The sequence below is a fragment of the Lentzea sp. NPDC042327 genome (genome assembly GCF_040647275.1).
Classification (GTDB): domain Bacteria; phylum Actinomycetota; class Actinomycetes; order Mycobacteriales; family Pseudonocardiaceae; genus Lentzea.
Map to the genome: position 1 here is coordinate 70,020 of NZ_JBEZBX010000005.1, position 26,992 is coordinate 97,011.

At 71.5% G+C, this 26,992-nt stretch carries 22 protein-coding genes; 15 read left to right on the top strand and 7 right to left on the bottom strand.

What is annotated here, in order from left to right:
• The first annotated feature begins 95 nt into the window (after positions 1-95).
• A complete protein-coding gene (locus tag AB0A63_RS14135; RefSeq protein WP_360390084.1) occupies positions 96-1,517 on the top strand; it encodes a hypothetical protein in 1,422 nt (473 codons plus the stop codon).
• Here AB0A63_RS14135 and AB0A63_RS14140 read toward each other — a convergent pair.
• Both AB0A63_RS14140 and AB0A63_RS14145 read right to left on the bottom strand, forming a co-directional pair.
• Positions 1,498-2,109, bottom strand: a complete 612-nt coding sequence (locus AB0A63_RS14140; RefSeq protein ID WP_360390086.1) for a response regulator — start codon at positions 2,107-2,109, stop codon at positions 1,498-1,500. The genes AB0A63_RS14135 and AB0A63_RS14140 overlap by 20 nt on opposite strands.
• Before the next feature lie 42 nt (positions 2,110-2,151).
• Positions 2,152-2,970, bottom strand: coding sequence for a hypothetical protein (locus AB0A63_RS14145; protein ID WP_360390089.1), 819 nt, complete (start codon positions 2,968-2,970; stop codon positions 2,152-2,154).
• 609 nt (positions 2,971-3,579) lie between these two features.
• Here AB0A63_RS14145 and AB0A63_RS14150 point away from each other — a divergent pair.
• Together AB0A63_RS14150 and AB0A63_RS14155 are read left to right on the top strand one after the other, a co-directional pair.
• Entirely contained in the window at positions 3,580-5,160 is a 1,581-nt protein-coding gene (locus tag AB0A63_RS14150) for a thiamine pyrophosphate-binding protein (RefSeq protein WP_360390092.1), read from the top strand.
• 55 nt (positions 5,161-5,215) lie between these two features.
• Positions 5,216-5,701, top strand: coding sequence for a DUF664 domain-containing protein (locus tag AB0A63_RS14155; RefSeq protein ID WP_360390094.1), 486 nt, complete (start codon positions 5,216-5,218; stop codon positions 5,699-5,701).
• Positions 5,702-5,709: 8 nt separating this feature from the next.
• Here AB0A63_RS14155 and AB0A63_RS14160 read toward each other — a convergent pair whose 3' ends face one another.
• Together AB0A63_RS14160 and AB0A63_RS14165 are read right to left on the bottom strand one after the other, a co-directional pair.
• Entirely contained in the window at positions 5,710-6,237 is a 528-nt protein-coding gene (locus AB0A63_RS14160; protein WP_360390097.1) for a PH domain-containing protein, read from the bottom strand.
• Between the two features lie 34 nt (positions 6,238-6,271).
• Positions 6,272-7,189: a LysR family transcriptional regulator gene (locus tag AB0A63_RS14165; protein ID WP_360390100.1), complete on the bottom strand. Its 918-nt coding sequence runs from the start codon at positions 7,187-7,189 to the stop codon at positions 6,272-6,274.
• 81 nt (positions 7,190-7,270) lie between these two features.
• On the opposite strand from AB0A63_RS14165, the gene AB0A63_RS14170 reads away from it, so the two are divergent.
• From AB0A63_RS14170 to AB0A63_RS14195, 6 genes are all read left to right on the top strand, one after another.
• Entirely contained in the window at positions 7,271-8,752 is a 1,482-nt protein-coding gene (locus tag AB0A63_RS14170; protein WP_360390103.1) for an aldehyde dehydrogenase family protein, read from the top strand.
• Positions 8,753-8,878: 126 nt separating this feature from the next.
• The gene (locus AB0A63_RS14175; protein ID WP_360390106.1) at positions 8,879-10,048 is read left to right on the top strand and encodes an FAD-binding oxidoreductase; all 1,170 of its coding nucleotides are present in this window, start codon (positions 8,879-8,881) and stop codon (positions 10,046-10,048) included.
• A 25-nt stretch (positions 10,049-10,073) separates the two neighbouring features.
• On the top strand, positions 10,074-11,198 hold the full coding sequence (locus AB0A63_RS14180) for a Glu/Leu/Phe/Val dehydrogenase dimerization domain-containing protein (protein WP_360390109.1): 1,125 nt from the start codon (positions 10,074-10,076) through the stop codon (positions 11,196-11,198).
• Positions 11,195-12,274: a CoA transferase gene (locus tag AB0A63_RS14185; RefSeq protein ID WP_360390112.1), complete on the top strand. Its 1,080-nt coding sequence runs from the start codon at positions 11,195-11,197 to the stop codon at positions 12,272-12,274. The genes AB0A63_RS14180 and AB0A63_RS14185 overlap by 4 nt, the downstream gene beginning before the upstream one ends.
• A gap of 1 nt (position 12,275) precedes the next feature.
• Positions 12,276-13,436: an acyl-CoA dehydrogenase family protein gene (locus AB0A63_RS14190; protein WP_360390115.1), complete on the top strand. Its 1,161-nt coding sequence runs from the start codon at positions 12,276-12,278 to the stop codon at positions 13,434-13,436.
• 63 nt (positions 13,437-13,499) lie between these two features.
• A complete protein-coding gene (locus tag AB0A63_RS14195) occupies positions 13,500-14,093 on the top strand; it encodes a TetR/AcrR family transcriptional regulator (protein WP_360390118.1) in 594 nt (197 codons plus the stop codon).
• Between the two features lie 4 nt (positions 14,094-14,097).
• Here the strand turns inward: AB0A63_RS14195 and AB0A63_RS14200 are convergent, their stop codons facing one another.
• Positions 14,098-14,793, bottom strand: coding sequence for a peptidylprolyl isomerase (locus AB0A63_RS14200; protein ID WP_360390121.1), 696 nt, complete (start codon positions 14,791-14,793; stop codon positions 14,098-14,100).
• 167 nt (positions 14,794-14,960) lie between these two features.
• On the opposite strand from AB0A63_RS14200, the gene AB0A63_RS14205 reads away from it, so the two are divergent.
• The 3 genes from AB0A63_RS14205 to AB0A63_RS14215 all read left to right on the top strand — a co-directional run bounded on the left by AB0A63_RS14205 (position 14,961) and on the right by AB0A63_RS14215 (position 18,159).
• The gene (locus AB0A63_RS14205; RefSeq protein WP_360390123.1) at positions 14,961-15,149 is read left to right on the top strand and encodes an antitoxin; all 189 of its coding nucleotides are present in this window, start codon (positions 14,961-14,963) and stop codon (positions 15,147-15,149) included.
• Positions 15,150-15,380: 231 nt separating this feature from the next.
• Positions 15,381-17,417 (top strand): hypothetical protein, encoded by a 2,037-nt coding sequence (locus AB0A63_RS14210; protein WP_360390126.1) that lies wholly within the window; start codon positions 15,381-15,383, stop codon positions 17,415-17,417.
• Positions 17,418-17,469: 52 nt separating this feature from the next.
• Positions 17,470-18,159, top strand: coding sequence for a hypothetical protein (locus tag AB0A63_RS14215; protein WP_360390129.1), 690 nt, complete (start codon positions 17,470-17,472; stop codon positions 18,157-18,159).
• A 7-nt stretch (positions 18,160-18,166) separates the two neighbouring features.
• Here the strand turns inward: AB0A63_RS14215 and recQ are convergent, their stop codons facing one another.
• Together recQ and AB0A63_RS14225 are read right to left on the bottom strand one after the other, a co-directional pair.
• Positions 18,167-20,191 (bottom strand): DNA helicase RecQ, encoded by a 2,025-nt coding sequence (gene recQ, locus AB0A63_RS14220; RefSeq protein WP_360390132.1) that lies wholly within the window; start codon positions 20,189-20,191, stop codon positions 18,167-18,169.
• A gap of 39 nt (positions 20,192-20,230) precedes the next feature.
• A complete protein-coding gene (locus tag AB0A63_RS14225; protein ID WP_360390134.1) occupies positions 20,231-22,081 on the bottom strand; it encodes a Xaa-Pro dipeptidyl-peptidase in 1,851 nt (616 codons plus the stop codon).
• A gap of 99 nt (positions 22,082-22,180) precedes the next feature.
• Between AB0A63_RS14225 and AB0A63_RS14230 the strand changes: the two genes are divergently transcribed.
• The 3 genes from AB0A63_RS14230 to AB0A63_RS14240 all read left to right on the top strand — a co-directional run bounded on the left by AB0A63_RS14230 (position 22,181) and on the right by AB0A63_RS14240 (position 26,986).
• Entirely contained in the window at positions 22,181-23,119 is a 939-nt protein-coding gene (locus AB0A63_RS14230; RefSeq protein WP_360390136.1) for an iron-containing alcohol dehydrogenase, read from the top strand.
• A 91-nt stretch (positions 23,120-23,210) separates the two neighbouring features.
• Positions 23,211-24,512, top strand: coding sequence for an alpha/beta hydrolase-fold protein (locus tag AB0A63_RS14235; RefSeq protein WP_360390138.1), 1,302 nt, complete (start codon positions 23,211-23,213; stop codon positions 24,510-24,512).
• Positions 24,509-26,986: a rhomboid family intramembrane serine protease gene (locus AB0A63_RS14240; RefSeq protein ID WP_360390141.1), complete on the top strand. Its 2,478-nt coding sequence runs from the start codon at positions 24,509-24,511 to the stop codon at positions 26,984-26,986. The genes AB0A63_RS14235 and AB0A63_RS14240 overlap by 4 nt, the downstream gene beginning before the upstream one ends.
• Positions 26,987-26,992: the final 6 nt, after the last annotated feature.

The following is a 26,992-nucleotide window of genomic DNA, read 5'->3' on the forward strand; positions in this document are numbered from 1 at the left end:
TGCGGCTGACGAGCTACACGGCCGACTATGTCAAGCCACCGCCCCGTTCAGGCTCGATTTCGGCACCGTCCTCCGTCTGGAGCAACGACGGGCGGGTGCAATGGTCTCCCGTGGCGGGCGCCGCGGGCTACGAGGTGTCGGGCAGGCTGGTCGCGTCACCCGAGGTCGCCGGCGGTGGCACACCGGAGGTGCGGGCGGTCGACGCGCACGGCCGGCGGTCGGCGCCGGTCCGCGCCGAGGAACGCGCGGGGGACGACGGGGCGTGGCGGCAGCGGGTGTCCGGGTTCCTGGAGGAGTTCGACGACCCGCGGGTGGAGCGGCACTTCCACCTCAGCGGCCGGCGCGGCTGCGTGAACCCCTCGCTGGGCTCGGGCCGGCTCGTGGTCGACATGCCGTGCGGCGAGGGCACGGCGGTCCTGCGGGCGCGGTCACCGCTGGTGCTCGAAGACGCCGGCGAGCTCGGGCGTGTCGCGGTGGTGACGTCGGCGGCGGGTCCCCGCGGCAAGCTCGTGGTCGACCTCGTGCCGGGCACGCCCGACCTGGCCGGGCCCACTCCCCCGGCCGGCGCGATCCGCGTGGTGGTGGACGACTCGGTCGCCGGCACGCGCGGCGCCGGCGTGCTGCACCGGTTCGAGGTGGTGCTGACCCGCGACGGCGTGCGCGTGCTGCAGGACGGCGCGGAGATCTCCCGCTCGGCCGCGGTGCCCGCGTGGCGGCAGGCGACCGTGCTGGTCGGCGTGACCGCGCCGCCGGGACGGCCGGGACGGGTGGAGGTCGACACCGTCGGCATCTCCGGCAGACCGCGGCCGGTCACCGAGGTCGTCGAGACGCCCGTCGTGGCGGGCACGTTGCGCGTGCTGGAGCCGGAGGAGGAGGCGCCGGGCATCGGCGTGGCGCGCACACCGTTGCGGAACGCGCCGTCCGCCCGGCTGCGCGCCACGGTCCGGCTGGGCGACGGCGGTGACGTGAACGGCCTGGTGGCGCAGCTCGGAACGGCGCGAATCCCGTTGCGGCCGCAGACCGAGGGCTGGTCGGCGGCGCAGGACTCCGAGGTCACCGTGGCCGGTGACGTCCCGGCCGAGCTGCTCGGACCCGAGACCGGGGCGCTGTCGCCGTTCGTGCTGCGGATGCCGGGCGCGTCGCAGGCGCAGGTGCTGGAGAGCTACCTGGAGGTGCCGGGCGAGACGCGGGCGCGGCTGCCGAACGCCCCAGGGCCCCTGCCGCCCGCCGTGCCCGTGATGACCGCTGAGTTCGCCGCTGTGACCCCGAACGAGGCAACGCTCGTCGTCACCCTCGACGGCAGCGCCACACCGTCAGTGGCTCCCGTGGCGGGCTTCGAGGTGTACGTCGATCGGCACCACGCGGCCACGGTCGCCACGCCCGGTGGCGTCGGCGGCCGGCACGAGCTGCTCCTCGCGCTCAAGGGCAGTCACGACGTCGAAGTCCGCCTGCGCCCCGAGGATCCGGGGCGGCAGGCGGACTCGGTCTGGCTGGAGCTCAGCCGAAGTTCTCGATGACGGCCTCGGCCACGGCCTTCATCGTGGTGCGGCGGTCCATGGCGGTGCGCTGCACCCACCGGAACGCCTCCGGCTCGCTCAGACCCTGCTTGGTCATGAGGATGCCCTTGGCCCGTTCCACGACCTTGCGGGTCTCCAGCCGCTCGGTCAGACCGGCGACCTCCTGCTCCAGTGCCGCGAGCTCGTTGAACCGGCTGATCGCCAGCTCGATCGCGGGCACCAGGTCCCGCTTCGCGAACGGCTTGACCAGGTACGCCATCGCACCCGCGTCACGGGCGCGCTCGACCAGCTCGCGCTGGCTGAACGCGGTGAGGATCACGACCGGCGCGATCCGGTTGCCCGCGATGTGCTGCGCGGCCTCGATCCCGTCGACCTTGGGCATCTTGACGTCCAGGATCACCAGGTCGGGGTCGAGCTCGGTCGCGAGTTTGATCGCCTCTTCACCATCCGCGGCCTCACCGGCCACGTCGTAGCCCTCCTCGCGCAGCATCTCCACGAGGTCGAGGCGGATGAGCGCCTCGTCCTCGGCGACGAGCACGCGCGGGGCCTTGCGCGTGGCTTCGGACTGGGCCTCGGCAGCCTGCTGGGTCACCGGGGTCCTCCTGACGATCGTTCCTGCGGGCGAAAGGGCAGTCTACCGGCGCCCGTGGCGCTGATCGGGCTCACCAGCCGTGACGGCAGACACGAACTCCTCCGGCCACGGGTAGGTGCGCATGCCCCGGTCGACGTCCTCGGCCGGCGCCTCGCTGCGCTGCAACACGACCTCGTGCGCCGTGCCGAACCGCGGGTGGGCGAGCTTCTCCCGGACGCCGGTCTCGGAAGGACCACCCGGCCACTCGACGAACCAGCCGTCGCCCAGCGGAAGCGCACGGAGCCAGCACGCGTCGTGCCACAGGTGCACCCGGCGCAGGAGAGCGCTCCCAGTGGCCGCTTGCGCGACCTCCTCGTCGAGCCCGCCGCCGTCTGCGTACTCGACGCCGCGGAACTCGTGCATCCACCGCACGTACCGCATGCCCTGGTCCCACGCCGCCTGGTCGACACCGGCGAGGACCACCGACGCCTCCCCCGTGGTGAGCTCGGCGGAGCGCCGGTGCTGCCGGTGGACGAGCCCCGCGACACCCATGCCGTAGCCGCCCTCGGTGCGCGGTAGCAGCTCGAACAGCAACGGCCCCAGCACGCGCGGCGCGAGGTGCAGCCGGACCGCCTCCCCCGGCTCCACCGCGCGGAACGCGTGGGTGGGCGTCGTGATGCTCGCCGGGGGCATGAGCTGGACGATGCTCGCCGCCGTGCAGCCGGCGAGCAGCACCTTGGCCTCCAGCTGCTGCTGGGCCGCGGTGGTCGCGTCGGGCAACGGCGCCCCGTCGCGCACGGCGGGAACGGCCTGCGAGAGGTTCTCGCCCGTGTAGGTGCGCCGCAGGTCGGCGAGCTGGTCCGTGGTGGACAGACGTGCCATGGCAGCAGTCCTCGTTTCCGCCGCCCGGCTCGGCCGACAAGGACGCATGTGCACGCGTCTACGTGGTCAGTGCGCAGTTCGTGAGCAGGAGTTGCTGAACTCTGCGACGGACTCCGCTCCACTGCCGGGAGAGCGGCTCCAGCCCCACGTCTGCTCGACGCCACCGACCACGGTACCGGATCTGCGCACCCGATTTTCTGTCCGCGCCGACGATCAACCGGTACCGCACGTCGACGGTGAGCCGCGGCGCGCTGGTCGCGCATGCAGAACCGCCCGGACGTGTCGGTCACCGGGTTCGTGGTCGAGGACTGGTCCACCACCGCGCCTGGAACTCCGCGGGCCGGTTCGTCCGATGTGGACGACGTGGTGGGCGGTGGCGCCGCCGTCCGGGCCCCTGACCCGCAGCCGGCGAACAGGAAGACCAGCCCTCGTCGTGCACCGGACGCCCCGCCACCCGATCTTCGGCAGACTGCGCACGGCCCCCTCGCCGGTCGTGACGACGCTCGGCGGGCGCGGGTCCGTCGAAGAGGCATCGAACAGGTGGTCCTGAGCACCAGACCTGCTGCACGACCGTTGCCGGTGCGATAAGCGCCCCTTAGCGTCGAGCGCATGCCCAATGGTGCCGAGAGCCTGCTGGCGATGGTGGCCGCGCACGACGTCGAGGTGGTCTTCGGCCTGCCCGGTGTGCACAACCTGGCGGTGTGGGAAGCGCTTGCGGCGTCCGGCATCAGGATGATCGGCGTGCGGCACGAGCAGACGGCCGTGTACGCGGCGGACGGGTACGCGCGGGCGACCGGGCGGCTCGGTGTCGCGGTGGTGACGACGGGGCCGGGGGCGGCGAACACGCTCGGTGCGACGGGCGAGGCGATGGCGTCGGGCAGTCCGGTGCTGGTCATCGCGACGGACATCTCCAGCGCGGTGCGGCGGCCCGGCGTGTACCGCGGGGTGCTGCACGAGACGCGGGACCAGCGGGCGTTGTTCGGCCCGGTGACCAAGGCGGCGTTCAACGTGCCGGCGGCGGACGAACTGCCCGCGTACGTCGACCGTGCGGTGCGCACCGCTCTCGAAGGCGCGCAGGGGCCGGTGTACCTCGGGGTGCCGACGGACTTCCTGACCGCGGAAGTGGAGTGGGGTGTCAGGTCTGCCACCGGCGAACGGCCGCCGGTGCCGGACCTGTCCGAGGCGGTGGAGCTGGTCGGGAAGGCCGAGCGGCCGCTGCTGTGGGTGGGCGGCGGTGCGGCGCGGTCCGGGGCCGGGGCCGCGATCAGCGCGGTGAACGACAGGCTGAACGCACCGATCATCACCACCTACGGCGCGCGCGGCATCAGCGACCACCCGCTCGTCGTGCGCGGACCGGTGCACGCACCGGTGGTCGGTGCGTTGTGGGACGAGGCGGACCTCGTGGTCGCCATCGGCACCGACTTCGACGGCATGATGACGCAGAACTGGTCGCAGCCCAAGCCACGCGCCCTGCTGTCGATCAACATCGACGAGGCCGAGCTGTCGAAGAACTACCCGGCCGACGTGGCGTTGCTCGGCGACGCGCGACACGTGACCGCGGCGCTCGCCGAAGCGGTCCCGGTCAAGAAGGCCGCCGTGGACGTCGAACGGGTCAACGCGGCGGTGCGGGAGTTCGTGCGCGCGGACTCGCCGGAGGCGGCGGTGTTCCTGGACGCGATGGCGGGCGTGGACGCCACGATCGTCGCCGACATGTGCATCCCCGGCTACTGGCTCGGCGGGTTCCACCACGTCCGCAGGCCGCGCGGGCTCGCCTACCCGGTCGGCTGGGGCACGCTCGGGTTCGGCTTCCCCGCTGCCATCGGCGCGGCGGTGCACGGGCGCACCATCGCGGTCGTGGGCGACGGCGGGTTCCTGTTCGCGTGCGGCGACCTCGCGACGGTGCGGCAGGAAGGGCTGCCGTTGACCGTCGTGGTCGTGGACGACGGCGGGTACGGCATGTTGCGCTACGACCAGCAGATCGCCGGCCACGCGATCACCGGCGTCGACCTCACCCGCCCTGACTTCGCGAAGCTGGCCGAAAGCTTCGGCATCCCGGCGGTCACGCTCGACGGGTTCGGCGGCCTTGCCGAGGCGCTGACAGCCGAGGGCCCGAACGTGGTCGTGGTCAACGCCAGGCTGCAACCTCCGGTCAACACCTCTCCGCGCTGGTACCGCACAACCACCGGCTGATCATGTTCGCGATCGACCGGGAGCCCGCCGAGCAGTCGGCTGGCAGACTCCTGCCGTGACCCGAACCTGGCCCGAGAACCTCGCGACCGACGAAGGTGTGCTCGCCTGGCAGTTCCTCGACTTCCTGCGCAGGACGGCCGTCCTGAAGGTCGACGGCCTGACCCGCGAGCAGGCGGCCGCCGCCCCGATCGCCACCTCGCCGAAGCTGACCGCGCTCGGCGTTCTCAAGCACCTCGTCGCCGTCGAGCGCTACTGGCTCTGCATCGCGGGCGCGGGCCTCGGCCTGCCGTCGCTGTGGGAGGGCGACCCCGACCCGTCGTGGGACCTCGACCCGGCCGACACGCCGAAGACGCTCATCGCCGCCTACCGCGCGGAGTGGGCCAACGCCGAAGCCCTCCGGGACTGCGGCGCGGACGCTGTCGCGGCGGACGGCAAGCGCACGGTGCGCTGGATCCTCGCCCACGTGGCCCAGGAGACCGCACGCCACGTCGGTCACCTCGACCTGCTGCGCGAGCTCGCCGACGGTCAGACGGGCGAATAGGGGCGCGATCAGGAGACGCCGGCCCAGGCCACGACCAGCAGCAGGGCGACCAGCCCCAGGAAGTGCCACGGACAGAGGTCGAGCCGCCTGCCGGGCACCTCACCCGCGGGCGGCACGGCCGGGCGGTGCCGCTCGATCTCCTCGCGCATCCGGTGCTGCACCCGGCTGCCGCCCAGTGCGCTCGCGAGCGAGAACGCCCCCGCGGTCACGTCGACCCGCTCCCCCGTCGTGAGCACCAGGACGACCTCGCGGGTCACCTCGACCTCGCGCAGCGCCGTCCACGGCACCCAGTAGGAGCGGAACCAGTTGACGACCCGCACCCCGGACTCGTGGACGCGCACCGCCGGGTGCGCGAAGACCATCCAGCAGAACCAGATCAGCGGCGCCATCACCGCGACGAGCTCCGTCTGCTGCGCGAACCCGGCACCGGGGAGCGGGTGCAGCAGGACGTAGGCCGTGCCGCCGGTCCCACCGATGGCCAGGGACCAGCCGACCGCGCTGTCGGACCTCCTGCGCAGCACTGCTCTCGCCTTCACCCGACGCATTGTCGCCGACTCCCCGTTCTCCCGGTCATGGCAGGCCGACGTGGTCGCCCACGGCGTCCTCGCAGGCCTGGTGCAGGGCGTTGACCGCGTCGTGCAGCAACGGGTTGGTGTTCGCCGTCCGGTGCACGACGTGCACGTGCCGCCGCAACGGCTTGCCGCGCAACGGCATCGCGTGCGTGCCGCTGAGCGCCTTGTGGCCGAGCGCCGGCACGAGGGCGACGCCGACACCCGCCGCGACGAGCGACTGCACCACCTCGTAGTCGTTGCTGCGGAACGCGATCCGCGGCGCGAACCCGGCCGCGGCGCACAGCCGGGTCAGGCAGGTGGCTCCGGACGTGCCGTCCCGTGACGCGATCCAGCGTTCGTCCCGCAGGTCCTCCAGCCGCACGGTGACCCGCGCCGCCGGGTGGTGCTCCGGCACCATCACCAGCAGCGCCTCGTCCAGCATCGGCCGCACCGTCAGCTCCTCCGGCCACGTCCGGGGAACGAGGTCGTAGGCGTAGACCAGCGCCAGGTCGAGCTCCCCGGTCAGCACCAGCGGCAGCACGTACTCCGGCTCGCCCTCGTCCAGCCGGATCTCGGCACCGGGCAGCTCGGCCGTGAGCCGGGCGAGCGCCCTCGGCACGACACGCGACGACGCCGTGGGGAACGTGCCGATCCGCAGCCGCCCGCGCAGGCCCTGCACCACCGCCTTCACCTCGTGCTCGAACCCGTCGAACGCGGCCAGCAGCTCCGCACCCCGGTCGGCGATGAGCAGCGCGGCCGACGCGGGCCGGATCGAGTGCGCCTCGCGTTCGAACAGCGTCACGCCGACCGCCCGCTCGAACGCCGAGACCTGCTGGGACACCGCCGACGACGTGTAACCAAGGCGGCGGGCCGCCTCGGCGAACGAACCGGCCCTCACGACCTCGACGAGCGTGCGGAGATGCACCGGGTTGAGCACCAGGCCAGCTTATGCTCGACGACGCGAGGTTTCGCTCTGCCGCCTCTGGTGTTCTCGCCGGGCAGCTACCAGGGTGGAGGCATGGCCTACGTCTCCACGAACCCGTCGAACACCTCCGACGTGGTCATCGAGATCGAGCTCGGGACCAGCGCGACCTTCATCGACGCCGCGGGACGCGCGAAGGCGGCGCAGCGCGAGTGGGCTCGGGTGCCCGCCCCCGTGCGCGGTCAGGTCATCGGCAACATCGGCCGCCTGGTGGAGGCCAACGCCGAGAAGCTCGCCCAGCTCGTGACCCGCGAGATCGGCAAGCCGATCGGCGAGGCCCGCGGCGAGGTGCGGGAGATCGTGGACACCTGCGACTTCTTCGTGGGCGAGGGCCGCCGCCTCTACGGGCAGACCGTCCCGTCGGAGATGCCCGACAAGCAGCTCTTCACCTTCCGCAACCCGGTCGGGGTGGCCGCCGTGATCACCGCGGGCAACTTCCCCGTGGCGGTCCCGTCCTGGTACATCGTGCCCGCGCTGCTGTGCGGCAACTCAGTCGTGTGGAAGCCCGCCGAGTACTCCGCCGCCTCCGCCCAGGCCTTCTACGACCTGTTCCAGGCAGCCGGCCTCCCCTCGGGCGTGTTCGAAGTCGTGTTCGCCGAGGGCGCGGAGACGTTCACCGGCTTGGAACGGGCCCTGCAGCAGGGCCTCGTCGACAAGGTCGGCTTCACCGGCTCCACCGAGGTCGGTGTGCGCATCGGCGAGCTCTGCGGCCGCCACCTCCAGACGCCGTGCCTCGAACTCGGCGGCAAGAACCCGATGGTCGTCACCGAGGACGCCGACCTCGACCTCGCCGTGCAGGGCGCGTTGTTCGCCGGCTTCGGCTCCGCCGGCCAGCGCTGCACCTCGCTCGGCACGGCGATCGTGCACGAGTCGCTGTACGACGAGTTCCTGGCCCGCTTCACCGCGGCCGTGTCCGACGCCGTCGTCGGCGACCCGACCGGCGACGTCCTCTACGGACCGCTGCTGGACGAGAAGTTCGCGCTGGCGTACGAGAAGTACCTCGGCTGGATCGGTGAGCACCACGTGGTGCACGGCCCGATCGGTCGCATCACCTCCTCCCACCCTCGTGGTGGGTTCACGGGCACGGGCGGCTTCTTCTACCACCCGGCGGTCGTCTCCGGCGTCCGCGCGGACGACGAGCTGTTCCTGCAGGAGACCTTCGGCCCCATCGTCGGTGTGATGGCGTACTCGTCGCTGGACGAGGCCGTCGAACTCGGCAACGCACCGGGCTACGGCCTGTCGTGCTCGATCTACACCACGGACCCGGACAAGGCGTTCCGCTTCCGCGCGGGCATCTCCGCCGGGATGGTGAGCGTCAACAACTCGACGTCCGGGGCCGAGGCGCACCTGCCGTTCGGCGGCAACGGCAAGAGCGGCAACGGCTCCCGGCAGTCGGGTGTGTGGGTGCTCGACCAGTTCACCCGGTGGCAGTCCATGAACTGGGACTACTCGGGCACGCTGCAGAAAGCGCAGATGGACACGCTCGAGATCGAGGCGGACCTTGGCTTCCGGCTGTGACGGTGGCGGGGCGCCGAGTGCCGTCGTGAGCCCGGCTCCCGCTGCACCGGTGCAGCGGGTGGCCTGCGGCTCGGTCCGGCCGACGCGCCCGGGACCGCCGTGGCGCCACGAGATCGGAGGCCTGCCATGACGTCCGGCTCAGTGGAGCTCCCTGCGCGGGCTGAGGTCGTCGTCATCGGTGGCGGGGTGATCGGCACGTCCATTGCCTTCCACCTCGCCGAAGCGGGCGTCCGCGATGTCGTCGTCGTGGAGAGGGACGAGCTGGGCTCCGGGTCCACCTGCAAGGCTGCAGGCGGGGTGCGCGCCCAGTTCTCCGACGAGCTCAACATCAGGCTCGGTGCTCGGTCTCTCGAAGCGTTCCAGCGCTTTCCGCAGCGGCCCGGGCAGGAGATCGATCTCCACCGGGTCGGCTACCTGTTCCTCCTCTCCTCGGCTGACCACGTGACGGCGTTCGAGCGCAACGTCGACCTGCAGAACTCCCTCGGCGTGCCGAGCCGGATGCTGTCGGTCGAGGAAGCCCGGCGGTTGTCTCCGCTGGTCGAAACGGACGGTCTGCTGGCGGCGGCCTATTCGCCGGAAGACGGACACTGCACGCCCGAGTCCGTGGTCCTGGGATATACCACCGCTGCCCGCCGGATGGGGGCCCGTTTCTGCACCGGAACTGCCGTGGAATCGATAGTAGGGGCCGGGTCCGACACTTTTCGGGTCGAAACCGGCCGCGGCACCGTCATCACCCGGACGGTGGTCTGCGCGGCCGGTGCGTGGTCGCGCTCGATCGGCGAGATGGTGGGCGTCGACCTGCCGGTTTCCCCGCTGCGGCGGCAGGTGGTGTTCACCGGGCCCATGCCGGAGTTACTCGATCGGGTGGTTCCCTTCACCATCGACTTCGGCAGCACCTTCTACTTCCACCGCGAGGGCCGCGGCCTGCTGTTGGGCATGTCCGACCCGGACGAGACGCCGGGGTTCAAGCTGGAGGTGTCCGACGCGTGGCTGCCGCGGCTCACCGAGGCGATCGGCCGGCGGGCACCGCGGCTGCTCGACGTCGGCGTGCGCACCGGGTGGGCCGGGCTGTACGAGGTGACCCCGGACCACAACGCGCTCATCGGCCAGGCGGAGGGCGCGGGCCGCTTCTTCTACGCCACCGGGTTCTCCGGGCACGGTTTCCTGCAGGGACCCGCGGTCGGCGAGGTCGTGCGCGACCTCGTGCTGGGCCGGGAGCCCTTCCTCGACGTGTCCGCCCTGGACGCCTCCAGGTTCACGGCCGGCCAGGCGCGGCCGGAGCTCAACCGCGTGTGAAGCCCGACCGGGAGGGGGAAGTGCGGTGGACGTTCTCCAGCTCATGGACGAGTGGGGACCCGAGAAGGTCGTCGCGGTGTCGGACCGGCGCACCGGCATGAAGGGCGTGCTGGTCATCGACAACACCGCGCGCGGCATGGGCAAGGGCGGCACGCGGATGAGCCCCGGCGTGACGGTCGCGGAGATCGCGCGGCTGGCCAGGGTGATGACGTGGAAGTGGGCCGGGGTCGACCTCTTCTTCGGTGGCGCCAAGGCGGGGATCCGGTTCGACCCCGCCTCCCCCGGCAAGGAGGCGGCGCTGCGGGCGTTCGCACGCAAGCTGTCGAACGAGGTGCCGCGCGAGTACGTGCTGGGCCTCGACATGGGCCTCACCGAACGGGACGCCGCGATCGTCCAGGACGAACTGTCGGACCGCGGCGCTATGATGGGCGCACCGGCTCAACTCGGCGGCTTGCCGTACGACGAGCTGGGCGTCACCGGGTTCGGTGTGGCCGAGGTGGCGGACGAGCTGATGCCCCTGCGCGGCAAGCGGGTCGCGATCCAGGGTTTCGGCGCGGTGGGTGCCGCGACGGCGAAGCGGTGCGCCGAGCTGGGCGCGATCGTGGTGGCCGTCTCTTCAGTTCACGGCGCGTTGGTGGACGCCGGAGGTCTTGACGTCGACCGGTTGTTGCGGCTGCGCGCGGAGTGCGGCGATCTCGCGGTGGAGGAACACGGCGGCGGTGCCCTGCGGGCGCTCGGCGCCGAGCTGCGGGTGCCGTGCGACGTGCTGGTGCCCGCGGCGGTGCAGGACGTCGTCGACGCCGATCTCGCGAAGGAGCTCGACACCGCGCTCGTGGTCGAGGGGGCGAACCTGCCCACCTCCCCCGCGGCGCAGGAGGTGCTGGCCGCGCGCGGGATCACCGTGGTGCCGGACTTCATCGCGAACGCCGGCGGCGTGGTCGCGGCGGCCTTCGGGATGGACGCGCGGTACTCGCCGTTCCCCGTCGACCCCGCGGTGGTGCTCGACGCGGTGTCGGTGAAGCTGCGCGCGAACGCGGCCACCGTGCTCGCCGAAGCGCGCAACCGGGGTACGACAACACATGCAGCAGCGAGAGAGGTGGCTCAGGAACGCGTGCTCGCGGCGATGCGGCTGCGGGGGCGGGTCGCATGAGCTCGCTCGAAGGGGTGGTGATCGCCGACTTCAGCAGGGTGCTGGCCGCGCCCTACGCGACCATGGTGCTCGGTGACCTGGGTGCCGAGGTGGTCAAGGTCGAACAGCCCGGCCGGGGCGACGAGACCCGCACGTGGGGTCCGCCTCACCACGGCGACGAGGCCACGTACTTCCTGTCCGTCAACCGGAACAAGACGTCCGTGCAGATCGACCTGGGCACCGCGGCGGGCCGGGAGCAGGCGCGCGAGCTGATCGCGCGCGCCGACGTCGTGGTGGAGAACTTCAAGCCCGGCACGATGAAGAGGTTCGGACTGGACTACGAGTCGCTCGGCCGCGACGACCTCGTGTACTGCTCGATCTCCGGGTTCGGCTCCGGCAAGGGGGCCGACCTGCCCGGCTACGACCTGCTCGTGCAGGCCGTCGGCGGGTTGATGAGCGTGACCGGTGACGGCACGCCGGTGAAGACCGGTGTGGCGCTGGTCGACGTCCTGACGGGCTTGCACGCCTGCGTGGGCATCCTGGCCGCGTTGCGGCACCGGGAGAAGACCGGGCTGGGGCAGCGGGTCGAACTCAACCTGTTGTCGGTGTTGTTGTCCAGCATGGTGAACCAGAGCGCGGGCTTCACGCTGGCCGGTGCGATCCCGGAGCCGCTGGGCAACCGGCACCCGTCGATCGCGCCGTACGAGGTGTTCCCGACGGCTGACCAGCCAATCGCGCTCGCGGTGGGCAACGACCGGCAGTTCCGCCGGTTGTGCTCGGTGCTCGACGTGCCGGAGCTGGCGACCGACCCGCGGTTCGCGGCGAACCCGGACCGGGTGGAGAACGTGGACGCGTTGTTCGAGGTCCTCGCGCGGCAGCTGCGGGAACGGCCGGCGCGGCACTGGTTCGAGACCTTGACGCCCCTGGGCGTTCCGTGCGGGCCGGTGAACGACATCGCGCACGCGTTCGCGCTGGCCGAGTCGCTCGGCCTCGCTCCGACCACGACGATCGACGGCATGACGCTCGTCGCGAACCCCATCCGCCTGTCGCGCACACCGGTGAGCTACCGGCTGCGCCCGCCGAAGCTGGAGCCGTGAAGTGCAGGACCCGTTGCAGCTGCTGGACATCCCGTCGTTGCTGAGCGACGAGGAGCGCGACATCCAGGCCACCGTCGCGGCGTTCCTGGCCGACCACGTCCGGCCGCACGTCGCCGGCTGGTTCGAGGAGGGCGTGCTGCCGCGTGAGCTGGCGCGTGAGCTCGGCAAGCTCGGTGTGCTGGGCATGCACCTGGAGGGCTACGGGTGTGCGGGCACGTCGGCGTTGGCCTACGGGCTCGCGTGCCTGGAGCTGGAGGCCGTGGACAGCGGCATCCGCAGCTTCGTGTCGGTGCAGGGCTCGCTGTCGATGTTCTCGATCTGGCGGTACGGGTCGGAGGAGCAGAAGCAGGAGTGGCTGCCGAGGCTCGCGGCGGGCGAGGCGATCGGGTGCTTCGGCCTGACCGAGCCCGACCACGGCTCGAACCCGAAGGGCATGCGCACGCGCGCGGTCCGCGACGGCTCCGACTGGGTGCTCGACGGCACCAAGACGTGGATCACGAACGGCGGGCTGGCCGACGTCGCGACCGTGTGGGCGCAGACCGGCGACGGCATCCGCGGGTTCCTCGTGCCGCGCGGCACCCCGGGGTTCACGACGCACGACATCAAGCACAAGCTGTCGATGCGGGCGTCCGTCACGTCCGAGCTGGTCCTGGAGGGCGTGCGGCTGCCCGACAGCGCCCGCCTGCCGGGGGCGACGTCGCTGGGCGCACCGCTGTCGTGCCTGAACGAGGCCCGGTTCGGGATCGTGTTCGGGGCGGTCGGTGCCGCCAGGGACTGCCTGCGGACGGCACTGGGCTACGCGGCCACGCGGATCCAGTTCGACCAGCCGATCGCGGCGTTCCAGCTGACCCAGCGCAAGCTCGCGACGATGGCGGTGCAGGTGAACAACGCCATGCTGCTCGCGCTGCACCTCGCGCGGCTGAAGGAGGAGGGCCGACTCAGGCCGGAGCAGATCAGCGTCGGCAAGCTCAACAACGTCGAGGCGGCCATCGCGATCGCGCGGGAGAGCCGGACCGTGCTCGGCGCGAACGGCATCTCGCTGGAGTACTCGCCGCTGCGGCACGCGAACAACCTGGAGTCGGTGCTGACCTACGAGGGGACCTCCGACATCCACCTGCTCTCCATCGGCCACGCGTTGACCGGAATCGCCGCATTCCGCTGATCTTCGCCCTATCCTGCACTGGCAGTTCGTCGAAAGACGTTCGACGGGGAGGACGTCCTGCCAGTGGACACGAGCAGCCGCAGCGACGCGCGCCGCAACCGCAAGCGGTTGCTGGAGGCGGCGACGCACGTTCTGCGGGAGGAGCCGACGACGGCGACGATGCAGTCCATCGCTCGCGAGGCGTGCCTTTCGCAGGCGACCGCGTATCGGCACTTCCCGTCCGTGGAGGCGCTTGTCGTCGCCTACCACGAGGACGTCATGACGTCGTTGGCCGAGCACGGCGAGAAGTCGCGCAAGACCGGCAAGGACCTGTTCGAGCACCAGGTGGCGCACTGGGTCGAGCTGCAGGACGTGCACGGTCCGGTGATCGCGCGGTTCTGGTCCCAGCGCGGGTTCCTCGACCGGCTGCGCTGCTCCGACGCCACGGCGGCGGTGTTCTGCCGCGCGTGGGACCGGGCTTTGCGCGGCGTGCTGATCGACCTGGCGCTGCCGGACCCGCTGCTGCCGGTGGGCCGGTTCCTGCACAACGCGCTGTTCGACCCGCGGGAGATCCTCGACCTCACGAGAGCCGCCGGACTCCCTGGCGAGCAGGTGGTCCGGCGGCTCTCGGACGCCTTCTACGGTGCGTTGTCGGGGTGGGCCCGTTCCGGGGCCTGACGGGTCAGATGCCGAGCGGGAGCACCCACCTGAGCTCGGACTTGACGTTCGGGCGGCCGTCGACCGGGTTCTCCCCCGCGATGCCGCCGGCGGCGATCTTGTCGAGCGTCTTCAGGCCCTCGGGCAGGATCTGGCCGAACACGGTGTAGTTCGGGCGCAGGACCGAGTCGGACTGGACGAGGAAGAACTGCGAGCCGTTGGTGTCCGGGCCGGCGTTGGCCATGGCGAGCGTGCCGCGCGGGTAGATGCGGCGCTGGCCGGTCGGGTCGTTCGGCACGGGCTGCAGGTCAGTCGGCAGCTCGTCCCGGTACCTGTATCCAGGGCCGCCCTCGCCGGTGTTGGACGGGTCGCCGCACTGCAGCACCTTCAGCGTCGGGTACGCGGTGAGGCGGTGGCACTCGGTGCTGTTGTAGAAGCCGCGGTGGGCGAGGTGGATGAAGCTGTGCGTGGTGCACGGCGCCTTGGTGCGGTCGAGCACGAGCGGGATGTCGCCCTGGTTGGTCTTGACCTTGACCAGCACCTTGCCCCTGGTGAACCAGGGGTCGTGCGGCACGGGCACCGGGCGGGCTGCGGGCTCCTCGGGCGTCGCGGTGTAGCCGCAGTCCGGCCTGGCCAGGTCTTCCTGCGCGGCCGCGGTGCCCGTCGTGCCGAAGACGACGGCGAGTGCCGCCACTGCCAGTCCAGCTGCGATTCGCCTCATGCGCGTTTCCTAGTGGAGGGGGTCGTGGCCCGGCAAGGGTTAACGGATCACTCAGCTGCCGGTCATCTGTGTCCCTCCACGCGTGGCTCGCCACGCTTCACCCCATCCAGCGACGTGTACCGGATGCCAGACCGGGTATCCCGACTCCATAGGGAGGTGATGCAGTCATGGGCTTCGACGAGTTGAAGGACAAGGCAAAGGACCTCGTCGGTCAGCACGGCGACAAGGTCGACCAGGGCGTGGAGCGCGCAGGCCAGTTCGCCGACGAGAAGACCGGCGGCAAGCACAGCGAGCACATCGACCAAGGCGAGGACAAGCTCAAGGAAGGTCTCCGGAAGTTCGGCGGCCAGCAGTGACCTCCGCGGCCGGCGCACTCACCTGGAGTGCGCCGGCCGCTTTCGCTTCAGCACGCGACCGGCACCCCGTGCAGCCGAACCCCCGGAAGTGGGCATCTGAGGCTGTTCGTGCGGGTGAGTCGCATGTGAGTGAGGCGGGAAACCGCCGAACGCACTGTCTGCGCACCACCCGTCCGAGTTACTTCCGCGATCCTGCCGTCCCGGTTACCGTCGTTCGCCGGGATCGCGGAGGTGAAGGTGGATCCGAGCGGGCTGTCGAGAGCGGCACGGCTCACCGCGTTGGCCGGGTTGTGCCTGGTCACGGTCCTCCTGCTGCTCCCGGCGGCGATCAGCGTCAGCACCGGCGGCACCGCTCCGGAGTTCCTCGGCGAGTTCGGGCGCTGGCTGTGGCCGGCGGTGGGCGTGATCGTGCTGGTCGCGGTGGTCCTGACCGTCTGGGAACGGGTCCGCGGGCACGAGACGTCGAGCCGGTCGGCCGCGCTGAACCGGGTCGAGGCGCGGGTCAAGGCCCTGCTCGCCTCCTCGCTCGCCGCGCAGACCCAGGTCAAGCTCGGTGTGCTGCGCCAGCCGAAGCTGTCCGTCCGTGCGGACGGCGACGAGATCTCCTCCACCGACCTGCCCGCCGTGTACGACCGGCTCGGCCACACGATGGTGCTGGTCGGACCGGTCGGCAGCGGCCGGTCGACGCTGCTGCGCGAACTCTGCCTGGTGCTCGTGGAACGGGCCCGCAACGACCCCGGCGCACCGATCCCGGTCGTGGTCGACCTCGCGACCTGGCGGCCGTACGGCGCGCGCAAGCCCACCGAGTTCACCGCGTGGCTGCTGCGCGAGATGAACCGCCGCTACGGGATCAGCCGCTCCGCCGGCACGATCTGGCTGCGCCGGAACCGGGTGGCCGTGCTGGTCGACGGGCTCGACGAGGTGCCGCGCGCCGACCGCGAGCACTGCGAGTCCGAACTGGCGCCGTTCGCCTCGGTCGTGGTCTCGACCGGACCCATCGAGAACCTGCCGTCCGCCCACGTCGACCCCCTGTCCCGCGGCGAGGTGCTGGAGTACGTCGCGTCGGTCAGCCCGCGGCTCGACAGCCTGGAGGCCGCGCTGACCCCGGAGGTGTGGGAGCAGCTGACCTCCCCGCTGGCGCTGAACCTCCTGGCGCTGACGCACCTCGACAAGCAGGTCGACACGATCGGCACGGACCTCGTCGGTTCCTTCGTCGTCGAGCGGCTCTCCGGTCAGCACGGGGCCGGTCCTGCGATCCGCGCGCTCAAGTTCCTGGCCCGGCTCGGCCGACCGAACCTCGGTGCGCCCGTGCACATGCCACACCGCCGTGCGTGGTTACCGCTGCTGCCGACGCGTCCGCTGTGGTTGCTGTTCATCCGGGCCGTACCCGCCGCATTCGCCGGTGGGGTGTGTGCGGTGACGTTCATAACCGGGCTGCAGCTCGGCTTCTGGTCCGCGTTGACGTTCGTGGTGTCGGCTTCGCTGATGCTGGTGTGGGTGAACAAGCTGCCGCACGTGTTCCATCCGCCAGGGCGCGCACACGGTCTGATAACCGCCGGGATGGGTTTCCTGGCCGGTCTGGTCATGGGCTTGTTGGTCGGTTTCGTGGGTTTGTGGCTCGGCGGGATAGCAACGCCGTGGCCGTACTTCGCCGCGTATGCGTTCGTGGTGGTGGCGACATTCTTCTTGGCATTGGGTTTTGTCCCCGGTGACGCGCCTGTGCCGTGGTCGATCCTGATCACGGCGGCGCCCGGTGTGTCCATGGTGTGGGTCGGGCCGCATTCCGTCCTGGCCGGTATGGGACTGGGGTTCTCCGCGGGTGTGGCGGGCGGCGTGTTCGCGGCGGCGGTGGGACGGGTGTGGCGCACGGTGCGCCCGGCACAGCACCAGCGGATGCGGCTCGGCCGGCCGTGGTGGGTGCAGCCCGCGGTGCCGTTGGCCGGTGCGGTGGGTCTGCTGGGCGGCATCGCGTCGTTCGGGTCGTGGGGTGCGGCGCTGGGCGTCGCGCTCGGGTTGATGGTGACACCGGTCGCCGCCCGCGACTACGTCTGGCCGTTCGACGCGCTCGCGGAATGGGCGGCAGAAGGCCTCACCCGGCCGTTGTCGCTGGGTGAGTTGTCGTTCCGCCGCACGGCTTTGCTGCACCTCGCCGAGGACCGGCTGCTGCTCACGCGGGTCGACGGCGAGTACCGCTTCACCCACGTCGTGGTGCGCGACCACCTGGCTGCCTGCGACCCGACCGCGCTGGTGAGGGCCACCCGTCGTTGAACCGGGCCGTTCCGCGGGCCGTACGGCCTGACAGAAGGGTCGGGTGTTGCACATGCGCTGGTCAAAGGGCTGGATCGCGGCCGCCGGGGTGTTCTCGGTCGTGGCCGCGGTCGGGGGTACGGCCTTCGCTCTGGCTGGATCGGGTTCGCCGTCGGCGCAGACCTCGGTCGCCGGCAAGGAGGTCTGCGCCGGAAAACCACTTGAGCTCAAGGAGGTCGGCGGGCCGGCCGGGGTGTTGTCGGACCAGATCCCGGTGGGGACCTCGCTGCGCATCACGAATCTCGCCAACAAGCGCAGGATCACCGTTCCCGTGGTGGGGACGGCGCAGAAGTGCGCGGTGCTGAACTACGCGGCGTACGAGACGCTGCGGTCGCCGGACGCCGCGCGAGGTGGAGCGGAAACGGTTCTCCGGCGCGTGCTCGTGGAGATAGTGGGAAATGCGCCGGCGCCGGACCCGTCGGCGAAGGCGCAGGTGCGGGCTTCCGGGACCGCGGGACGAGTTGTGTGCGAGGGGGCTTCGGTCGCGTTGTCCGACGTGGGCGGGGCACCCGAGGCGTTCTCGTCCGTCCTGCCGGTCGGGACCGTGGTGCGGGTGACGCACCTGGACAGCGGGCGGCAGGTGACAGCGCCCGTCGTCGGGGTGGGACGCGGGTGCCTGGTGTTGAACCGGACGGGATTCGCCGCGGTCGGGACGTCGGGCAGGAACGTGGTGGGCGGGGTGCGGATCGAAGCGGTGGGGTGAGGCCCCGTCACCAGTCGAGGGGCTCCTCGGGCTCGGGCCACTCCTCCGGTTCCGGCAGCGAGGAGAACCCGTCGTCGTCCGAGGCGCCGGGGGCCCAGGCACCGGCCGCGGTGGCGCGCGACGACGGCCGGGCGGACCGCGCGGGCTTCGCCGGGGTGCCGGTGCCGAGGAGCGCCTGGTCCGGTGCCGCGGCACCAGGACCGGCGTCGGCCACCAGTTCGAGGACCGCGGTGCCGTACTTGGTCAGCTTGGCCTGGCCCACACCGCTGACGGTGCCGAGGGCCGCGAGCGTGGTGGGGCGGGAGGCCGCGATGCCGCGGAGGGTGGCGTCGTTGAAGATCACGTAGGCCGGGACCGCCTGCGTGCGGGCCTGGTCGGCGCGCCACTTGCGAAGGGTCTCGAAGAGCGGGGCGGCCTCCGCGGGGAGGTCGGCGGCGGCCTTCGGCTTGGCACCCGGTGTGGCGGTGCGGGTGGTGGAGCGGGCCGGGGTCATGTCCTTGCGCATCATGACCGTGCGCTTGCGGGACAGGACGTCGCCGCTGGCCGGCGTGAGGACGAGCGTGGAGTACTCGCCCTCCACGGCGAGGAGGCCCTGGGCGAGGAGCTGGCGGACCACACCGCGCCACTCCGACTCGGTGAGGTCCTCGCCGAGGCCGAAGGTGCTGAGGCGGTCGTGGTCGAACTGCAGGACCTTGGCGGTCTTGCGGCCCAACAGGATGTCGATGGCCTGGCCGGCACCGAACTTCTGGTTGCGCTCGGTGCGCAGGCGCCAGACAGTGGAGAGGAGCTTCTGGGCCGCGACCGTGCCGTCCCACGACTCGGGCGGGGTGAGGCAGGTGTCGCAGTTGCCGCAGGGGGTGCCGGGTTCTCCGAAGTAGTCGAGCAACGAGGTGCGGCGGCAGTTGACGGTCTCGCAGAGGGCGAGCATCGCGTCGAGGTGCGCCTGGCTGCGGCGGCGGAACGCCTGGTCGCCCTCCGAGGACTCGATCATCTTGCGCTGCTGCACGACGTCGGCGAGGCCGTAGGCGAGCCAGGCGGTGGACGGCAGGCCGTCGCGGCCCGCGCGGCCGGTCTCCTGGTAGTAGCCCTCGACGGACTTCGGCAGGTCGAGGTGGGCGACGAACCGGACGTCCGGCTTGTCGATGCCCATGCCGAAGGCGATGGTGGCGACCATGACCAGGCCGTCCTCGCGCAGGAAGCGGGCCTGGTTGCGCTGGCGGACCGAGGCGTCGAGGCCCGCGTGGTACGGCAGCGCCTCGACGCCGTTCGCCACCAGGAACTCGGCGGTCTTCTCGACCGAGGCGCGCGACAGGCAGTAGACGATGCCCGCGTCACCGGCGTGCTCGCCGCGCAGCAGGTCGAGGAGCTGCTTCTTGGGCTCCTTCTTCGGCACGATCCGGTACTGGATGTTCGGGCGGTCGAAGCTGGAGACGAACAGGCGGCCGTCGCCGAGGTCGAGGCGCGTGAGGATCTCCTTGCGGGTCGCCTCGGTCGCGGTGGCGGTGAGGGCGATCCGCGGGACCTTCGGCCAGCGTTCGTGCAGGTGGGCGAGCGAGAGGTAGTCGGGCCGGAAGTCGTGGCCCCACTGCGAGACGCAGTGCGCCTCGTCGATCGCGAACAGCGCGATGTCGGCCTTGTCGAGCAGCTGCACGGTCGCCTCGGAGCTGAGCCGCTCGGGCGCGAGGTAGAGCAGGTCGAGCTCGCCCGCGACGAACTCCGCCTCCACCATCCGGCGCTCGTCCCACGACAGCGACGAGTTGAGGAAGCCCGCGCGCACGCCGAGGGCGCGCAGCGCGTCGACCTGGTCCTGCATCAGCGCGATGAGCGGGGAGATCACCACGCCGGTGCCGGACCGCACCAGCGCCGGGATCTGGTAGCACAACGACTTGCCGCCGCCGGTCGGCATGAGCACGAGCGCGTCGCCGCCCGCGATCACGTGCTCGACGATGTCGGCCTGCTCGCCGCGGAACTCGGGGTACCCGAAGACGCGCTGCAGGACCTGCAGCGCGTCTCCGTGGTCGGTTGAACCCATGCCGCCGATGCTAGCGAGCGGCACCGACAACGCGGGGAGCTAGCCCAGCGCGCTCTGCGTACCTGCGGAAACGCTGAGCGCGGTGATCGGGGCGGCGGACGCGGCCGGCACCGTGCCGCGGATCGGGACCCGCACCGAGGTGTCCGCCAGGTCCACGGTCAGCCGGGGCAGCCGACCCGGCGCGACGATCACGCTGGAGTCGGTGCCGCCGATCAGCAGGCCCAGGCGGTGGCCCGCCGGGACGAGGTGGTCCGTTGTGGACAGCCGGAACGTGATGCGGTACTTGGTGCCCGGCGTGATGGTGCGCGTGGTGGAACGCGACTCGTAGTTCGCGAGGTCGGCCCACCCGCGCGCGATGACCTGCGCGTCGACGTTGCCCGCCGTGGTCTCGGTGTTGCGGTAGCAGGCGTCGTCGCCGGTGCGGCTCTCGCCCCAGCACGACTCCGCGGTCAGCGTGCGGATGCCCTCACCGGTGCGGACCCGCGCCGGGCCGTAGTCGACGAGGTACGCCGTGAGGTGCGCGGTCGGCGTCGAGGACGACACCCCCACCGTGATCGACGACGTGCCCGCGACCAGCAGGTCCGACGTCAGCGGCGCGGTCGAGTGGACGACCCGGCCGGTGTTCGAGCCGGAGAGCCACGAGGACGGCGTGCCGCTGCCGTTGTCGGTGAACGCCGCGGTCCCGGTGCCGGGCGTCGTGCCGAGGCCCGCGGCAGAAGGCCGCAGCACCTGCGTGGTGGTCCCGGCGGGCGGCCACGTCTGCGTGTCCTCCCACTGGTCCGGGTTGCGTTCGACGGACGCCTGGGCCTCGTTCTCGATGCCGTTGGGCACGTCGAGCAGCCAGCGGTCGAACCACCGGTGCAGCGTCGGCACCCACTCGGCGCGCCGGAAGTCGAACGGGTCGACGTGCGCGGTCTGCGAGAACCACAGCTTCTTCGGCATGGTCGCCGGCAGCGCGTCCCAGAACTGGCCGTACTGCAGCGTCTTCACGTTGAGGTCGTTCTGGCCGTGGATGGCGAAGACGGACGCCTTCACACGCGAGGCGTTGCGCACGAAGTCGCGCTGCTGCCACATGGCCGTGTAGTCGCCGTTGGCCGGAGAGCCGTTGTTGATCTCCGTGCGCACGGCACCACAGCGCGAGCTGGCGTTGGAGTTCTCGAACTGCGAACCCAGGCCCGTCGGGGAGCTGTAGCTGCGGTAGGAGACGCCGTCGGAACGGAACCAGTCGTACCACGAGCTGATAGCGGCAATCGGGACGATGGTCTTCAAACCGTCGATACCGGTCGCCGCGACGCCGTTCGCAATGGAGCCGTCCCACGACTTGCCGATCATGCCGACGGCGCCGGTCGACCAGCTCGCGGACTTCGTCGTGCTGCCGGTGACGGTCGTGTAGCCGGTCCGGCGGCCGTTGAGCCAGTCGATCACGGCGCTGGCGGACGCGATCTCCGCCCGCCCGCCGACGTCGACGCAGCCGCGCGACCGGTTCGTGCCGAGGAAGTCGACCAGCACGACGGCGTAGCCGCGCGGGACGAAGTAGTTGTCGTAGAAGAGCGGGAACTTCACCGGGACGCCGGCCGAGTCGTAGGTCTTGACCTCGCTCTCGTTGCCGCGGCCCGCGCTCTGGTAGTACGGGCTGGCGTCCATGATCACGGGCACGCGCCCGGTGGTGGCGGGTCTGATGACGTCGGCCGTGACGCGGTCGCCGCGGCCGTCGCCGTCGAGGTCGAGGCCGGTGTCGACCCAGACGCTCTCGCGGACGGCGTCGGCCATCGAGTGGATGGGAGCGGACACGCCGCCGGACAGGGTGAACGCCGGTGTCGCCGCTGTGGCAGGGATTGGCGCGAGGGTCAGGGCCCCTACTAACGCCACTACAACACGAGCACGGTTCATGAACTTTCACGCTACGGAGTGACAAAGTCACCTAGCAGAGTCGAAAGTCTGGTTCCGCAGAGTTGCGACCGGTCCCCGTGGCGCTGAACATACGACCTCGTGAGCTTCACCTTCGAGCCGGCGCGCACGCGGATCGTGTTCGGTCGCGGCACCTCCTCCTCCGTACCCGCCGAGGTCGAGCGCCTGGGCGCCGCGCGGGTCCTGCTGATCGCCCGGCACGGCGGCGACCGGGTCGCCGAGGCGCTGGGACCGCTGCTCGCGGCCCGGTTCACCGGCGCCACCGTGCACACCCCGGTCGAGGTCACCGACCGGGCGCTCGCGGTGCTGCGCGAGCACGGCGCGGACTGCGTCGTGTCGGTCGGTGGCGGGTCCGGCACCGGGCTCGCGAAGGCGTTGTCGGTGCGCGCGGGCGTGCCCCAGGTCATCGTTCCGACGACCTACGCGGGCTCCGAGGTCACGCCGGTGCTGGGCGAGACGGCGGACGGGCTGAAGAAGACCCGGCGGGACGCGGCGGTGCAGCCGGACACGGTTGTCTACGACGTCGACCTGACGCTGGACCTGCCGCTGGACGTCACGGTGACCAGCGCCGTGAACGCGCTCGCGCACGCCGTGACGGCACGCGGCAACGAGAACCCGTTGATCGACGCCATCGCCGTCAAGGCCATCGACGGCATCTTGCACGCACTGGCTGACGATCCGTCCACGGTGGACGCACGGACCGAGTTGTTGTACTCGGCGTGGTTGGCGGGAACGTGCCTGGCGTCGGTTCCCATGGGGCTGCACCACAAACTGGCGCACGTTTTGGGTGGATCGTTCGGAATGCCCCATGCCGCAACGCACACGGTGTTGCTCCCCCACACCGCACCCGCCGACCTGGGCGGGCGCGTCCACGACACCGCGGCACGGTTGGGAGCCGCGACCTCGTTGCGGGAGCTGGGATTGGCGGAGTCCGATTTGTCCCGCGCCGCGGAGATCGCCGAGCACCCGGAGGCCTTGCGCGTGCTGGCGAACGCGTGGCCCGACGCACCGATCAGCTGAAGCGTTGTCAGCCTTAAGGCTGATGTTCACGTCATCGAACCGAGACCAATCTCCGATGTGGAACCTGTAGATCTGCTGATGAACTGACGGCATGTCCAGCCCCTTGGATCTGTCCCTGCTACACGGGCCGATCCCCGTCGCCGCGACTGCCGCGGGCGTGGTCGCGCTGCTCTTCCTGGCGATGCGGGCGAAACGGACGTGGTGGACGCGCGTGCTGCCGTTGACCGTGCTGGGCTGTGCGCTGGTCGTCGCGGGGCTGGCGTACGTGGTCGACCACGTGTGGAAACCGTGGCCGGAACCGCTGCCGGCGGTCCTGCTCGGGTGGCTGGGCGCGGCACTGGTCAGTCTCTGCCTGGCGGTCGCGCGGCTGCGGGCCGGGCGGTGGTACCTGCGCACGTTGAGCGTGGTGGCCGCTCTTGTCGTCGTGTCGAGCGCGGTGACGGCGACGAACGCGTTCTTCGGGCAGTACCCGACGATGCGGGCGGCGCTGGAGGTCTTCAGCAACCCGACCGTGGACCTCGACGAGGCCGCGAAGCCCGGTTCGGCCGTCCTCGAGGTGCCCGCGGGCAAGCGGCTGGCCGACGTGTGGCGCAAGCCGCCGGACCTGCCGGACAAGGGGACGGTCTCCGAGGTCGACATCCCGGGCGCCTTCAAGGCACGTCCGGCGTGGGTGTACCTGCCACCGGCGTACTCGGCGACCCCACGGCCCCGATTGCCCGTCATCGTGCTGATGGCAGGTCAACCGGGCAGTCCGCGCGATTGGCACGACGCCGGACGGCTCGTCGAGAACATGGACGCGTTCGCACGCGCGCACGACGGGCTCGCGCCGGTCGTGGTGGTGCCCGACCAACTCGGTGCGGTGACGGCGAACCCGCTCTGCCTCGACTCGAAGCTCGGGCAGTCGGAGACGTACCTCGCGCGGGACGTGCCCGCGTGGGTCAGGAAGCGGCTGACCGTGGACGAACGCCGGGAGGCGTGGACCGTCGGCGGGTTCTCGCACGGCGGCACGTGCTCGTTCCAGCTGGCCGTGCGCGCGCCGGACGTCTACGGCAACTTCATCGACCTCAGCGGCCAGGCCGAGCCCACGCTCGGCACGCGCGAGGAGACCGTCAAGGCCGCCTTCGCCGGGGACGAGGCGGCGTTCCTGCGGGTCAACCCGCTGGACGTCCTCGCGCGCGAACGGTTCCCGCACACCGCGGGGGTCATCGTCGTCGGCCTGGGCGACCCGGGGTTCCGCGAGGCGAACGCGCTGGTGCTCGAAGTCTGCCGCAAGGCGGGCATGGACGTGGTGCGGCACGAGCTGCCCGGCGGGCACGACTGGAACGTGTGGCGGGCCGGGCTTTACGAACACGCGCTGCCGTGGCTCGCGGCACGGACGGGGTTGAGCAGGTGAACGGGGTGGTGGCCGTGGCGCGCAGGGCGCGGCGGATGATCGCGCGGTTGTTCCGGACGGCACCGCTGACGTGCTCGTTCCTGGTGGTGTTCTGGACCGTCGGGACGCTGGCGCCGCCGGTCGACGAGGTGCTGGAGCGGGTCGGGTTCGGCACGGACAGTCCGGCGTGGACGGTGCTGACCTCGGTGCTGTGGGCGATGGACCTGCCGGGCTACGTCGCGACGACGGTGTTCCTGCTGGTCTTCGGCGCGCTGGCGGAACGGGAGTTCGGATCGCTGCGGACGGCGGCGATCTTCCTGGTGTCACACGTGGTCGGCGCGTTCCTGGGGATCTCGTGGGTGCTGCTCGGGCAGGCCGCGGGCTGGTGGTGGCTGGACTCGCTGGTCGGCCACGTGGCCGCGGGGCCGTCGATCGGCGGGGTGGGGCTCGCGCTGGCGCTGACGTTCCGCCTGCCACCGCTGTGGCGGCGCCGGGTGCGCTTGTTCACGATCTTGTCGGTGCTGGTCCTTACGCTCTACTCAGGATGGTTGGAGGACCTGCTCCGGCTGTCCGGTGGTGTGGTGGGTCTGCTGGTCGGAGCGTTGTTCCTGAAGGGAGGTGGCGAGCACAGGGCGCGCACGTTGCAGGAGACGCGGGTGCTGGTGGCGTTGCTGCTGGCGGCCTCGGCGCTGGGACCGGTGGTGGCGATGCTGTCGCCCAACCAGGACGGTCCGCTGTGGTGGTTCGCCGACGTCGTGGCGGTCGTGCAGCCGTCGCAGGACGAGGTGGCGGTCGTGTGCGGCAACCCGGACGCGGTGGACCTGTGCCGGACGATGCTGGTCCAGCTGTCGTACGGGCGGTTCCCGGCGCTGGTGATGTCGGTGCTGCCGGCGATGCTGCTGCTGGTGCTCGCGGAAGGCCTGCGGCGCGGACGGCGGTTCGCGTGGTGGTCGGCGCTGGTCTGCAACGCGGCGTACGCGGCGTTCATCGGGTGGTACGTCGTGGAGGCGGCGCAGATCCCCGAACGCGGGGCGCTGGACCTGGCGTTCTCGTACAGCGTGCCGATGCTGGTGCCGCTCGCGATCACGGTCGTGCTGCTGGTGACGCGTCGTCACTTCGACGTCGCGCTGCCCCGGCGTGCCGTGGTGCGGTTCTGGCGGTTCACGCTGGGCAGTGTGGCGCTGCTGTCGGCGCTGTACGTGTTCGGCGGGTACCTGGTGCGCGACGAACTCACGCCGGCGCCGGGGTTCTCCGAGCTGCTCGCCGACCTGCCCGCGCGGTTCCTGCCGCCGGGGTACCTGGTCGGGCTCGTGCCGTTGCAGTTCTCGGCGGACGGGTTCGTGGGCGCGCTGCTGTTCGAGTACACCGGCGTGGTGTTCTGGCTGATCGCGCTCGCCGGTCTGCTGATGGCGTCGTGGCGTTCCTGGCCGACCGCGTGCACCGAGGCGGCCGAGCGCGCGCGTGCGTTGATGCGGCGCCACGGCGGTTCGTCGTTGTCGTACATGACGACGTGGCGCGGCAACCAGTACTGGTTCACGCCCGACGGCGAGACGGCCATCGCGTACCGCGTGGTCGCGACGATCGCGCTGACCGTCGGCGACCCGATCGGTCCGGCGCCTCTCGCGGCCGTGCGCGGGTTCGCCCAGTTCTGCGCGCGCAACGGCTGGACGCCGTGCCTGTACAGCGTGGGCGCGGCGACCAGGGACGCGGTGGCGGGCCTCGGCTGGTCGGCCGTGCAGGTCGCCGAGGACACCGTGGTGGAACTGGAGGCGCTGAGCTTCACGGGCAAGAAGTGGCAGGACGTCCGCACCGCGCTGAACAAGGCGGCGAAGGCGGGCATCACCGCGGAGTGGTGCACCTTCGCCGACGCACCGTTCGCGATCACCGACCAGATCCGGTCGATCTCGGCGGAGTGGGTGGCGGACAAGGGCCTGCCCGAGATGGGGTTCACGCTCGGCGGGCTGGAGGAGCTGACCGGAGAGGGGGTGCGCTGCCTGGTAGCGGTCGACGCCGACCGCACGGTGCACGGTGTCACGAGCTGGCTGCCGGTCTACGCCGACGGCGAGGTCGTGGGCTGGACGCTGGACTTCATGCGCCGCCGCTCGGAGGGGTTCCGCGGCTCGATGGAGTTCCTGATCGCCTCCGCCGCGACGTCGCTGAAGGAGGAGGGCGCACGGTTCCTCAGCCTGTCCGGCGCCCCGCTGGCCCGCCTCGACCGCGGCGAACCCCCGCGCGGGGTGCAGCGCGTGCTGGACCTCACCGGGCAGGTGCTGGAGCCGGTGTACGGGTTCCGGTCGCTGTTCGCGTTCAAGGCGAAGTTCCAGCCGACCTACCGGCCGATGTTCATGGCGTACCCGGACTCGGCGGCGCTGCCCCGCATCGCCAACGCGGTGAGCCGCGCCTACCTGCCGCACCTGAACGCGCGGCAGGGCGTCCGCCTGGCCGGCAAGATGATCATCCGTTCCCGCGACCGCGAGCCCGCGCCCGTGCGCTGACCTGTG